Origin of the sequence: Sphingomonas jeddahensis (assembly GCF_001981525.1) — a bacterium.
GTDB lineage: Bacteria > Pseudomonadota > Alphaproteobacteria > Sphingomonadales > Sphingomonadaceae > Sphingomonas > Sphingomonas jeddahensis.
Genome location: NZ_MPSB01000002.1, coordinates 339,600 through 352,648 on the forward strand (window position 1 = coordinate 339,600; position 13,049 = coordinate 352,648).

Sequence of the window (13,049 nt, forward strand, 5' to 3'; positions counted from 1 at the left end):
TGTTCCATCACCCTCAACGCTGCGTCGCGCCGCTGCCTAGCCGCGCGGCGGACAGGCGCAATAGCATCGTGCCCGGATCGGCCGATCACGTCGAGCGGCTGGCGCCGGCAAGCTGCACCGCCACCGCCGCCGCCGACAAGGCCGCGCCAAGGATCGACACCGCCGTCCAGCCGCTTGTGCTCCACGCCCAGGTTGCCGCGGCGGACCCTGCGGCCCCGCCCAGGAACATGGCGCCCATGAAGATCGTGTTGAGCCGCGCCCGTGCCTCCGGCCGCAGCGCGTAAACGATATGCTGGTTGGAGACGAGCGCGCTCTGGACACCGAAGTCGAGCAGGATCACCCCGACAACGAGCCCGGCCAGCGACGCCCACAGGCCAAAGATCGCCCAGCCGGCAAGCGCCAGCACCGCACCGAGCAGGATCACCAGGTGCGGACCGCGCCGATCGGCAACGCGCCCGGCGATCGGCGCCGCGAGCACGCCTACCGCCCCGACGACCCCGAAAAGGCCGGCCGCTTCCGCGCCCAGTCCGAACCTCGGCTGCTGCAAGCGCAACGCCAGGATCGTCCAGAAGACGCTAAAGGCGCCGAACAGCAATGCCTGCGTGATCGCCGCCTTCCGCAGCGGCGCGAATTCCCTCCAGAGCGCAGCCAGCGACCGGATCAGCGCACCGTAGCGCATGCTGCTGTCGGGCCGGCTGTGGGGCAGCCGCGCCGCCATTACCGCGCCGGCACCGAGCGCCATCGGAACGCCAAGCCAGAACATCGCACGCCAGCCGGCATGCGCTCCAACGAAGCCGGCCAGCGTGCGGCTGAGCAGGATGCCGCACAACAGCCCGGCCATGACCGTACCGACCGTGGCACCGCGCCGCTCGGGCGATGCGAGATGCGCTGCGAACGGGACGATCTGCTGCGCCACAGTCGATAGCACGCCGACCAGCAGCGAGGCGGCGAGCACGAGTGCCGGGCCGGGTGCCACCGCGGCGAGCGCAAGAGCAGCGGCAAGAGCCAGGAATTGGATCAGAATGAGGCGTCGCCGCTCCACCAGGTCGCCGAGCGGCACCAGCAAGAACAGCCCCGCGGCATAGCCTAGCTGAGTGGCGGTCGGCACCAGCGTGGTGAGCGGCCCCGGCAGATCGGCTTGCATCATGCCGAGCATCGGCTGGTTGTAATAGATATTGGCCACACCGACACCGGCGGCACCGGCCATCGCAAGGGTGAGCCCCTGCCCCCTCCGGGCATACGACAATGCACCAGCGCGTTCTGCTCTGTGTTCCACGCGAATTTCCTGCTTTAATCTCGTGTCGATGCAAAGCTGGACCTTCTCGCTTGACGAGATAAGTGGCGCCATCTGCAAAGCCGGCTTATCATTAGGCGATATGATCGAACTCGCCGACGTTACCGTATTCGTTCACGCGATCCGGCAGGGCAGCCTTTCCGCTGCCGGGCGGTGGTTGGGCCTGACCCCGGTCGCCGCATCGCGCAGGCTCGCCACGCTCGAGCAGGAATTGGGCGTTCGCCTAGTCAATCGTACCATCCGGTCGCTGTCGCTGACGCCCGAGGGCGAAGCCTTTCTGCCGCATGCGGAAGCGATGCTCGACCATGCCGAAGAAGGGCGCGCGGCGGCAGCCCCCGACAACGCGGGGGCGTCCGGCGTGCTTCGGATCGCCGCGTCGGTGCCGTTCGGCCGCAAGGTGGTGACACCGATGCTGGCGCTGTTCCTTGGCATGCACCCGCGCCTGCGAGTCGAATTACGGCTGAGCGATGCGCTGGTCGATATCGCTGGGGAAGGCATCGACATCGCGCTGCGGCTGGGAGAGCTGCGTGAGAACGGGCTGATCGCACGGCGGCTGGCGGATAACCCACGGGGCCTGTACGCCGCGCCGGCTTATCTTGCTGCGCACGGCACGCCGGCGTCGCTGAAGGATCTGCAGCATCACGAGTGCCTGTCAACACCAGCCACGACGCATTGGATCTTCGATAGCAACGGGCGCTCGGTACGCCAGGCCATCAAGGGTCGCTTCGTGGCCGACAGCGTCGAGGCGCTCCACGAGGCGAGCGTATCGGGACTAGGTATTGTTGGCCTTTCCGAATGGAACGTGCGCGAAGAAGTGGCGAATGGCCGGCTCACACCGGTCGCTCTGGCCGACGGAACGTTAGCGGATCAGGGCATCTGGGCCGTTCTAGCGAGCCGACGCCACCAACCAGCCAAGCTCCGCCTCTTCCTGGAGGCGTTCGGCACGTATTTAACCGAGTTCGGCCAGACCTTCCGTTCGGACCCGTGTCAGACGCCAGGCCGTCTCGAGAATCTCGGGTCGCCAATCGTGCCGAGTTCGACGCACTCACTTTAGCAACTCGCCAGATAGTGAGCTTGCGAAGGCAGCTTGCTCGGTCGGTCCCGTGGCGAGACTAACTTAACTCGCTGGATGGCAATCGGGCATGTTAACGGGAACCGCAGCTTCGTTGCCCCAGAAGGCGACGTTCAGCAACGCTCTGATCGTTCCCGTGCTATGCCGTTCGTTCACGCGTCTCTCTCCGGCGCATCAACCACATCCTGCAATCGTCGCTTTACCGGTTGGCTTACTATCGAGTGGTCGTTTCGGCGCTATGGAGATGAGTGATGGGTCACTCGTCGATTGACCCTGCCTTTCACGAACTTCGTCCTTGGAACGAAGGCCGGTTGGTCGGTGCAAAGCGAGCCCTGAAGCAGAAAACAGGTCTGGGCTATCCGCTTTTGGCGCGACCAGCACAGGCGACTAGGTGACCGGGCGCTGTTCGACTTCGCAATCGACAGCAAGCTGCGCGGGTGTGACGTGGTCAAGGTGCGGATCGGAGACGTAGTCTCGAGTGGGCGTGTTCGTGATCGCGCCATCATCGTTCAGCAAAAGACGCCGATCTCGCCATCGCGAGGTTCACTGGCACCATTAGCTCGGTGCGCTGTTCTTCTACATGGGGCAGCTGAAGTTGAACGAGGCGACCGCCACGATGCTGATCCCGATCTCCACCTTGCCGCCGAAAGCCGGAGCGTCAACAACGTAGCGAGGGCTCCTCAGGAAGCTACACCCGCTCTGAGGGCTGCGATGCTCCGGCGCAGCTCGTCAGTTCTGAATGGTTTGAGAAGCCGCGGAAAGTCCGGGGCGATGTCATCGACGTCGGAATAGCCCGATACGATCAGGATTGGCAGGTCCGGGCGCCTCAGCTTCGCCTTTCGAGCAAGCTCGGTTCCTGTCATCTCCGGCATCAGATGATCCGTGACGAGCAGGTCGATGCCCGGCTGATCGTCCAGTATGTGCTCCGCCTGCGCAGCGGAACTGGCTTCGACGACGGCGAAGCCGAGGCTTGCCAGCATGTCAGCGGTGCTTGCCCTCACCAGCGCTTCGTCATCGACCAGCAGCACCGTTGATCGGCCCGCTGGCTCGAGCATCTCCCTGGTAGCCGTCTCCTGCTGGCTGCTCGGGGGATCGGCTGCGGGAATGACGATCTGCACGAGCGTACCGGCGCCGAGCTGGCTCGTGATGCGGATCGTCCCGCCAAGTTGGGCGGCAAGGCCGTGCACCATCGAGAGGCCAAGGCCGGTGCCGCGCCCGCTGCCTTTGGTCGAGAAGAACGGCTCGGTCGCGCGCTCGAGGACGCTCGCCGGCATGCCCATCCCTGTGTCCTCGACCACGATCGAAACGTAGCGGCCAGGCTCTAGCTCGCCGTGCGTGTCGCCGCTCGTCTCCAACATCGCCACTCTGACGGACAGCTTGCCACCGTCCGGCATCGCATCACGAGCGTTCACCGCCAGATTCAAGAGTGCCATCTCCAGCTGATTGGCGTCTGCTTTGCCCCAGAGGGGCGCGAGCGGATGTTCGAAGTCGACGTCGATGCGTGATCCGACGGTGGTCTCGATCAGGCCACGCAGCGATTGCGTGAGGACCACGACATCCACCGCACCGATCTGCAACGGCTGACGACGAGCAAACGCCAGCAAACGCTGCACGAGCATTCTCGCCCGGTCTGCCGCTTCGATCGCCCCCCCTACAAGCCGGCCCGACCGCGGATCAGGAAGCCCGCGCTGTTGAAGCAGGTCGAGCGCGCCGACAATCGGCGTCAGCAGGTTGTTGAAGTCATGAGCCAGCCCGCCGGTGATCTGGCCGATCGACTCCATCTTCTGGCTCTGGCGCAATGCCTCCTCTGCCTTGCGCAATGCCTCGGCACGCTCGCGTTCCCCCGTGATATCGCGTGCGATGCTGTAGAAGCGATCGCCTTCCGGCACGGCCGTCCAGGACAACCACCGATACGAGCCATCCTTCGCGCGAAATCGGTTGATGAAGTTCGTCGTCACCTGTCCCGACGCGAGCCGCTGGTTCTCGCCCGCCGTTAGCGCCCGATCGTCGGGATGCTCCATCCACTCGGATGTTCGACCGACGAGTTCTTCCTCGCTCCACCCGAGCAACGTCGTCCAGGCGGGGCTGGCGGCAAGCCATCTGCCTTCCGAATTGGCGACGACGAAGGGATCATGCGAAATCGTCCACAAGCGATCGCGCTCCGCGGTGCGCTCGTCGACATTGTTCCTGAGCAGCGCGTTCAAACGGTTCAGTTCCTGCTCCGCGCGCTTCCGCTCGGTGATGTCCAGCACCGTCCCGGTATATCGAACCGCGGCCGCATCGATGCCTCCGCCCTCGAACACGGCGCGCCCGTGGACCAGCACCCACCGCTCCGCGCCGTTGGCATGGACGACGCGATATTCGAATGGCGCCGTGTCCTGAACCGCCGGACTCAACGCTCGCGCCATCTGCTCCTCGACGACTGGTCGGTCGTCCGGGTGCATGACGGCAAGGACATCCTCGATCACGCGTGGGTGTCCTTCGGGAAGACCGAAGATGATCCGCGCCTCTTCCGAATGCGTCAGAGTGCCGCGACGGATATCCAGATCCCAGATCCCGATCTGCGCCGCCTCGGTCGCCAGTGCCAGGCGATCCACGGTCTCTTGCAACAGCTGACCTGCGGACCGCTCCGCCGTGGCGTCGCGCACGATCCCCACCGCACGGACACAGCGCCCGTGGGCGTCAAAAATCGGCCGCCCTTTGGAGGCAATCCACCGAACCGAGCCGTCAGGGTGGACGACGCGATATTCATGAGTCGATGCTTCGCGCCTCCCTCGAGCAGCGATCAGGCTCTCCTCGTAAGCCTTTCGATCGCCGGGGTGGATCGTCTGTCGAACCTGCGCGATCGACAGTGGCCCCGCGACATGGTCGAGCCCATGCATCGCCTTGTAGCTATCGGAGACGTGACCCTGGTCCTCCGGAACATCCCAGTCCCAGGCGCCAATACCTCCCACCTCTTGCGCAAGGTTGAAGCGCTCTTCGTGCAGATCGCGAGCGGCAACGGCTTCGTCGAGAACCGCGCCAACCGCATCAATCTCGCGCAGCCCGCTCGCCTCGTAGCGGGGCGCGTCCCCGTCCCTGATGCGTAGCGCGGCTTCGCACAGGTGGTTCACCGCCTCGGTCACGCGCCTGGCAACCAGCAGCCCGATCGCACCCCCGATCAGCAGAAGGACGACGGCGCTCAGCAGCCCGAGGTATAGGGCCCTTGTCGCCGCCGCGGTGACCTGATCACGAGGCGCCGCGACGACGAACGTCCAGCCCGACCGCGGCGATTTGCTGAAGGCAGCGAGCGTCGCCTCTCCCGATAGCGCGGTGCTTTCGCGAATGCCTTCGCCGCGTGCGGCGATGTCGGCTCGAAGATCAGCGGTGGCGAGGTCTCCGATAAATCTCTCTGGATCGGCGTTGCGCCAGACCACCCGCCCATTCTGATCGAGGATGGTGCCGAACGTGCCCGCAGAAAGATGCTGCCGATCGAGCACGGACCGCAGAAAACGTGGTTTGAAGATAACCGAGATCACATACTTCGCTCGGCCATCGCGAACGACTGGCACATCGACGCACAGGATATGGTTGACCACCACCCCCCGGGTCAGATCACAAGTCCGGCTCTTGCCCTGATCGAGGACAGACCAGATTTGCCGTGGATAGGATGCGTGCGGGAGGGCGGCGCCCTGCGGCAAACGCGTATTTACGAGTTGCTGGCCATCGCGCTGCCCAACCACGATCCAGGCGTCGGGGTCCGCGAGAAGTTTGCGGGCGCGCGCGTCGAAGTGCGCCCAATCCGCTTCGTCGATATACCTCTTGTCCGCCAGCGCCTGCAATATACCTTCAAACCGCTCGAGCTCGCCGTCGATAACGAGACCGAGCGCGCGGGTGGTGGACAGAAGCTGCGCCTGTGTTTGAGATCGTCCGTATTGCGCCACTTCGTGCAACAGAATGGCTGCAGCAGCGCAGACCAACCCGACGAGCACGACAGCCATCGAGATCATGTAGCTTCGTAACGAGCGCAATCCGTTTGAACTTTCCCAACCCGAAGAAACGCAATGCCCCTTTTACCCCACTGGAACAACGCCAAGTTGGAGACGAAAAGCGCTCGCGGATGCCGTAGTCTTCGGTTTGCAATCTCCAGGTAGGTCTCGCGGGAAGCGGTCCTGCGGACCACCTCCCTGATTATTGGCTGAGCGCTACGGCCGCGGGCGGCTCCGATTGTGTCCGCCCGCGCTATACATCAGATCCGCAGTCCGAGCTGCGTCGTGGCCCGACTTTTCGTCGTCGACCGACATGAAGACCGCGCCGTTCTTCATACGCGGGTTGTAGTACTCCGCGTCTTCGTCGCTGACGCCGTGCTTCTTGAGCACTTCGTTGAAGGAACCGAATGCTGCGCCCGCAAGAGCGCCGATACCGATCGCTTCGGGAACCGCAGACGCAGCTATGGCGCCGGCCGCAGCAAGCGGCCCAACCCCGGGGATCGCCAGCGCAGCAACGCCTAAGCCGGCACCCAGCGCCCCTCCCCCGAGGATACCGCGAACTAAGTTGGTATGATCTTCGTCCGTGATGTTGCCGTCAGCGTCGGTCGTGGTCGTCGTGCGTCCGTGATGCGCAACCATCGAAATCGAGTCGTCCCGCACCCCTGCGGCACGCATGTCGTTCACCGCGCGGGTGGCATGATCGTGAGTGTCGAAAATGGCATGCGTTGGCATGGCTACTCTCCTTAGCTCTGCCGGCTTTAAACGCCGATCGCGCCCAGAGTTCCAAGCCTACTCGCCACGCGTGTTCACCAGCATTGTCGCGTTGCGCAACCACACCAGGCGTTAAAAGCCGCTCAAGTGAGTGCTAAGACCCACCAGGTGACATTCAGTAGTGCAGGTAGCTTCCCGACAGCAGGCGTCCATTCATGCAAATGGTCGGTAGTCATCGTGGGCGCCGATGAGGCTAAGTTCAAGGACGCGAAGCGCCTTCGGGACCTGCGTGACCGAGAGCGCTTCGGCCGTGTTGTCGCGACGGTCCACCTCTCGCGCTCATGCCGTGGCAAAGAGCCGGCGCGACACTGCCACTGCGTGCCTCCTACAGGCTCGTGAGCCTTCACGTGAATCGCGCACTACGATAGCTGCAAACCGAGCGAAAGCACCAGGCGGCGTGTAACCAGCGATGAGGACCGATTTGATAGGGCGTTCCAAGGAAGAGCGAGAGCTCGTCGGTTCGATCCAACTTTCGCCGATCGCTTCGATCGTCACCAATCCGAACCTAAGCGACAACCCGATCATCGCTGCCAACCACGCATTCGAGCAGCTCACCGGTTACGGCCTCGCAGAGCTTATCGGTCAGAACTGCCGGATCCTCGCCGGGCCGGAGACCTCGAACGCGGCGTCGGCAGCGCTCAGCCGCGCTGTCGCAAGAGCCAGCCCGGTGGTGGTTGAGTTGGTCAACTACCGCAAGGACGGAAGCACGTTCCTGAATGCCGTGATGGTGGCGCCGGTCTTCGACGATGGAGGCCGCCTCGCATATTTTGTCGGCAGCCAGATGGAAGTGAACGAGCGGCAAGCAGGGGCTGTTAAGGCTGCCGCCGCAGAGCGTATCAGCGATCTCACAGCACAGCAGCGCGCGGTCTTGCGGCTGATGGCGCGCGGCCTGCGCAATCGGCAAATCGGTGAGGCACTTGGCCTGGCCGAGAAGACCATCAAGATGCATCGAGGCGCCATGGTAAAGCGTCTAGGTGTGTCTTCGACGGCTGAAGCCATGCGCCTCGCGATCGAGGCCGGCCTGTAAGCGGCGCAGCCGCCTCGTTGAAAGAAGGCGGCACGCGATTCCCGTTGCACCCTCCACTTGACCCACTATGGACTTTGGTCTGGGGTGTTGAGCCGGGGGGCTATCACGGGATCAGATTTTGTCGACGTCCGAGTTTCAGAAGCAACCACCTGCCGAGACGTTTCAGCGGCTCGTCGACGCGATCACCGACTACGCGCTGTACATGCTCGACACAGAGGGCCGGATCGTGACCTGGAACGCAGGTGCCGAGCGGTTCAAGGGCTATGCCTCAGACGAGATCATCGGGGAGCACTTCTCGCGCTTTTTCACGCAGGAGGACCGCGATGCGGGTCTTCCGGCGCGCGCCCTTGCGACGGCAGCACGGGAGGGTCGCTTCGAGGCCGAGGGCTGGCGTGTGCGCAAGGACGGCACCCGTTTCTGGGCGAATGCCGTTCTCGATCCTATCCGCGACGATGCCGGCCGGCTGATCGGCTTCGCTAAGATCACCCGCGACATCACCGAACGCAAGGATCGCGAGCGGGCGCTGCGAGAAAGCGAGCGTCGCTTCCAGTTACTCGTCGGGTCAGTCGACGATTACGCCATCTACATGCTCGATACTCAGGGCCACGTGGCAACCTGGAACGCGGGTGCGCGGCGCTTCAAGGGATACGAGGCCGAGGAGATCATCGGCGAGCATTTCTCCCGGTTCTTTCTTCCCGAAGATCGGCGCGACGGCCTCCCCTCTCGCATCCTGAAGACGGCTGCCGAGAAGAAGCGATTCGAGATGGAGGGATGGCGGCTGCGCAAGGACGGCACGAAGTTCCTCGCGCATGTTGTCGTCGACGCCATCCACGAAGACGGGGACCTGGTCGGCTTCGCGAAGATCACGAGGGACATCACCGAAAAACGGCGCCTCGAGCAAGCGACCTACGATAGCGCGCTGCAGCTTCGCATGCTCGTTCAGGGTGTACGCGATTACGCGATTTACATGCTCGACACCCGCGGCAGGATCACGACCTGGAACTCTGGGGCCAGGGCGATCAAGGGCTATGAGGAGGAAGAAGTGCTGGGACAGCATTTCTCGCTCTTCTACACCGAGGAAGATCGCGTCCGGGGCAGACCGGTTACCGCGCTGGAGACCTCTCTTCGGGAGGGTAAGTTCGAGGCCCAGGCACAGCGCGTGCGAAAGGACGGATCGCTGTTCTGGGCTCACGTCTTGATCGACCCGATCTACAACGAGCTCGGCGAGCATGTCGGCTTCGCCAAGATCACGCGCGACATATCAGATCGCAAGCTGGTCGAGGCTGAGCTTCGGCAAACGCAGGAAGCCCTGCTCCAATCGCAAAAGCTGCAAGCGCTTGGCGAGCTAGCAGGTGGCATCGCGCATGATTTCAACAATATGATGACGGTGATGCGCGGCTCGGCTGATTTCATGCTGCGCCAGCCCGATCTGCCCGTCGACAAGCGAAATCGCTATCTGAACGTCATGTTGGAGACGGCAGAGCGAGCAACCAGTCTGACCTCTCAGCTCCTTGCATTCGCGCGGCGCCAGCCCCTTGAACCTGAGGTCGTCGACCTCAGCGTTCGCTTGGATGCACTGGGCGAGATGCTCCAGCGAACGCTCGGAAGCCTCTTCGAACTAAAGCTCGATCTCGCCCCGGCCCTGTGGCTCGTTGAGGTGGATCCGACGGGACTGGAAGCCGCTTTACTCAACGCGGTCCTGAATGCCCGTGATGCCATGCCGGGCGGCGGAAGGATCACCATCACGACCAGAAACGTCACCCGAGCTGGAGAAGACGGAGTCACGCTGTTGATCAGTGACACGGGCCACGGGATCTCGCCTGAAACGCTTCAGCGAGTGTTCGAGCCCTTCTTCACGACCAAGCCTACAGGTAAAGGCACCGGTCTGGGCCTGTCCCAGATCCATGGGTATGCCCTTCAATCAGGCGGATCGGCGAGTATCGAGTCCGAGGTGGGACACGGTACCACTGTTGAGGTTTGGTTGCCCCGAACGGCTAGGCAGCGCGAAAGGGCCCTTGTGCCCGCAGGCGACACCCAGGTGCCGGCGGGACTCAGGGTTCTCGTCGTAGAAGATAGCGAGCACGTCCGTTATTTTGCCCGCCAGCTCCTAGACGATCTCGGCTGCAAGGTCATCGAGGCTTCCAACGGAAACGAGGCGCTCGAGCTGATGAAGGCGCACTCCGTCGATCTGGTGTTCTCGGATATCGTCATGCCGGGGATGAACGGCCTCGAGCTCGCAAAGCGGATCAAGGAAACCTTTGAGGACGTACCCGTGCTCCTGGCCAGCGGCTACAGCAGCAAGCAGTTCATACCCAAGAACGAACGGGAGTTTCCGATCCTTCGCAAGCCGTACAAAATCGAGACGCTTGCCGCAGGAATCAATCAACTCGCGGGTACTATGCCCGGTCGCCGGCTCGACTGGAAGGCAAGTGAGCCGCCGTCGGTGAACGCGCAAATACGCGTTCCTTAGCCGGCGCCCTGGCGGCAGCGGAGACCCACAATCCGCCGCTCAGCCGCGTTTCAGCGCTCCCCAAAACCCGACGCTCGTTATTCGCGGCCACGCGCACAGCTACGCGCCAAAAGCTGACGGTACAGAGGTTCGGATGCCGGGCGCAAAGCGGCTGTTCGCCATCAGCCCCGGTGGCGTCTGCCGTTTTGACCTGAAGCCGCAGAATCAAGTGCTTGGTGCGTGGTCGAATGAATTCTAAACGAACGCGATGCCGACTTCTCACCTTCACCTGGACGACAGTCTCCCGGTTCCGAAGCCCGCACCGTACGAGGGCGCCTACCGTTGATCGGCTACCGCGAGATCGCCGCGCTGCGTGCCAAGGAGGAAAAGGAGCGCGAGCGGATCGCCCTGGCTGAACGCAAGGCCAAGCAGCCGCGCTTCGACAAAGGCCAGGGCGTGCGCTGCGATGAGCCTTCGTTCACGGGACTGGTCGGCCACGTGGTCGAGATGCGCGAGGGCAAGGCCGTCGTGTCGTTCGGCGGGCCGTTCACGTTCAACATTGCCTCTTGGCTGCTGCAACCAGATCAGCTATCCGATGTTCCTGTTTTGGCCGCATGAGCGGCTTCGGACCACGCAGAGCTAAGGGTGCCAAGCCAGCCGCGTCGTTCCCCTGAGCCGGCCGCATGTGCGGCGGGTGGACAGCGTGAGCTGCGCCCTCTCCAGTTTTGGTCGACCGTCTTACCCTTTGGCTGGTCCGCCTCCTCGTCCACCGGTCTGTCATCCTCTCCAGACCTGGTCGCTTGCGGCGAGGGAAGGTCTAAGCAGGGCGCCTAGGAAGGCCGTACAGCGCGCCGCTTCCTGATCGAGGCGCGGCAACCCTGCCTCATCGATCGCGCCTGCACGGCCCCTGCGTCAACCAGCCTGCCCCATGCCGGACCCATACCCCCACCCTTGGGTCCTTCCCGTCGATCCGGTCAATACGGGGGGCAGAGCGCGAAACTTTTCTAGCGCCAGGGCTGCCTAAGGGGGTTCCGGTTCCTCATGGCCACCGAAGCTGAAGTCGCCGCACACCTGGACCTAAGCGACCGCCGGGTGCGGGAGCTGAAGAAGGAAGGCCTTTTCGCCTCCGTCCAGCGCGCAGGCTACGATCTCGACGCATGCCGGCTCGCTTGCCGCCGACATGCTGAACGACCTCGGCTTCGAAGTCGTGGAAGCAGGCTCCGCCGAAGACGCGCTGCGGCTGCTGCAAACCGGTCGCAAGCCGGACCTGCTCGTCACCGATCACCTCATGCCCGGCATGAGCGGCGCCGAACTGGCGCAGAATGCGCGGGCGCTTCACCCGGCACTACCGATCCTTGTCGTCTCCGGCTATGCGGAAGAGGAAGGCATCACGCCGGACCTGCCTCGGCTCACGAAGCCATTTCGGAATGCAGACCTGGCTGCGAGTCTGTTGGCACTCCTTCCGCAGGAAACCTGATAGGTTCGAACCGCGATTACCACATCGGCTTACGGGCGCTATGCGGTCCACCAGCTACTGGTTCCGCCTGTGAAAGGAGGGAAATCAATGTTTCACCATTGACCCCTCTTCTGTCGTTCGTCTGACTCACTCGAGTGTGACCTCCTCCGGCAGGGCGGCATGTACCGCCCAGCCCGCGCTCGGTCGGAACTCACTCCGGCTGATCGAATGCGCAGCGAGGCTGAGACGGATCCGGTCTCCTCGGAAGCTGATTTCCGCGGGCTGCGAGTGTGACAGTTCAAGCGCGAAGCGCATCGGGATTCCCATTTCGCCGCCCCAAGCAGCCCATATAGCCGTAAGCCGATGCAACTCCGCTGTATCGCTGCGATAGAGCATCACGGTAAACACCCGGACGCACCTTGCGACGCGGAGCAGCATGTTGCGCGCCGCCGGGTCTGCGGAACCGTCCAGCAGCCAGAAGGGTACCACCAAATCAACCGCTTCGTCGACGGCGTCGGCCAAAACTGCCACCGCTTGCCCCCAGCGAGAAAAGGCGCGCGCGTCACCACGCCACCCGGGCCCGACATAGGGTTCGATGTCGAACTGGACGCCTCCTAGCCGGCCGTCCTGCGACGTGTTGTTCTGAAATGCGCGAATGGCCTGTGCCCTTCGGACCGCGATGCGGAGGCCGTGCCGGTCCACCATCTGCGGATCGCCTTCCACTGCGTCCACAAAGATCCCCGCAGCGCGAGCTTCATGAACGAACCGGTCTAGCTTGTGGGGATCACAGATCGCCCCGTCGATGATGCGCAACCCGACGAACAGCCGGCGGATGCCCAACTCGCGGGCGCGAGCCAAAAGCGGTGCGCCGCGCTGCTCCCAAGCGCCAGGATCCCAAATCCAGGTTGCCATGCCCTCGAACGGTCGCCGAGGCTGATCGACGATCAACACTATTTCCTAACTTTCGGTAATTACCGCGTGTGTTAACGATCAAAGGTGCGCCCGAGCGCGG

General features: G+C 63.4%; 9 protein-coding genes and 1 pseudogene. 6 read left to right on the top strand and 4 right to left on the bottom strand.

Translation table 11 applies throughout. The annotated features are described in order from the left end of the window. Positions 1 to 85: 85 nt before the first annotated feature. The gene (locus SPHI_RS03650) at positions 86 to 1,207 is read right to left on the bottom strand and encodes an MFS transporter (protein WP_083719707.1); all 1,122 of its coding nucleotides are present in this window, start codon (positions 1,205 to 1,207) and stop codon (positions 86 to 88) included. On the opposite strand from SPHI_RS03650, the gene SPHI_RS03655 reads away from it, so the two are divergent. Further along, positions 1,176 to 2,348 carry a LysR family transcriptional regulator gene (locus SPHI_RS03655; protein ID WP_233130639.1) on the top strand — a complete coding sequence of 391 codons (1,173 nt, stop codon included), beginning with the start codon at positions 1,176 to 1,178 and terminating at the stop codon, positions 2,346 to 2,348. The two genes, SPHI_RS03650 and SPHI_RS03655, sit on opposite strands and share 32 nt — an antisense overlap. Positions 2,349 to 2,617: 269 nt before the next feature. After that, a pseudogene (locus SPHI_RS15220) lies at positions 2,618 to 2,942 on the top strand (tyrosine-type recombinase/integrase); the annotation flags it as partial. 104 nt (positions 2,943 to 3,046) lie between these two features. Here SPHI_RS15220 and SPHI_RS03660 read toward each other — a convergent pair. Together SPHI_RS03660 and SPHI_RS03665 are read right to left on the bottom strand one after the other, a co-directional pair. Then, complete coding sequence (locus tag SPHI_RS03660; protein ID WP_076743519.1) at positions 3,047 to 6,355, bottom strand: PAS domain-containing protein; 3,309 nt, start codon at positions 6,353 to 6,355, stop codon at positions 3,047 to 3,049. A gap of 195 nt (positions 6,356 to 6,550) precedes the next feature. After that, on the bottom strand, positions 6,551 to 7,066 hold the full coding sequence (locus SPHI_RS03665) for a hypothetical protein (protein ID WP_076743520.1): 516 nt from the start codon (positions 7,064 to 7,066) through the stop codon (positions 6,551 to 6,553). A gap of 448 nt (positions 7,067 to 7,514) precedes the next feature. Between SPHI_RS03665 and SPHI_RS03670 the strand changes: the two genes are divergently transcribed. From SPHI_RS03670 to SPHI_RS03685, 4 genes are all read left to right on the top strand, one after another. Next, positions 7,515 to 8,132, top strand: coding sequence for a PAS domain-containing protein (locus SPHI_RS03670; RefSeq protein ID WP_083719710.1), 618 nt, complete (start codon positions 7,515 to 7,517; stop codon positions 8,130 to 8,132). Between the two features lie 118 nt (positions 8,133 to 8,250). Further along, a complete protein-coding gene (locus tag SPHI_RS03675; protein ID WP_083719713.1) occupies positions 8,251 to 10,602 on the top strand; it encodes a hybrid sensor histidine kinase/response regulator in 2,352 nt (783 codons plus the stop codon). A 321-nt stretch (positions 10,603 to 10,923) separates the two neighbouring features. Next, positions 10,924 to 11,199 carry a hypothetical protein gene (locus SPHI_RS03680; protein WP_076743521.1) on the top strand — a complete coding sequence of 92 codons (276 nt, stop codon included), beginning with the start codon at positions 10,924 to 10,926 and terminating at the stop codon, positions 11,197 to 11,199. Between the two features lie 562 nt (positions 11,200 to 11,761). Next, positions 11,762 to 12,058: a response regulator gene (locus SPHI_RS03685; protein WP_076743522.1), complete on the top strand. Its 297-nt coding sequence runs from the start codon at positions 11,762 to 11,764 to the stop codon at positions 12,056 to 12,058. A 126-nt stretch (positions 12,059 to 12,184) separates the two neighbouring features. Here SPHI_RS03685 and SPHI_RS03690 read toward each other — a convergent pair whose 3' ends face one another. Beyond that, positions 12,185 to 12,985 carry a hypothetical protein gene (locus SPHI_RS03690; protein WP_076743523.1) on the bottom strand — a complete coding sequence of 267 codons (801 nt, stop codon included), beginning with the start codon at positions 12,983 to 12,985 and terminating at the stop codon, positions 12,185 to 12,187. Between the last annotated feature and the right edge of the window lie 64 nt (positions 12,986 to 13,049).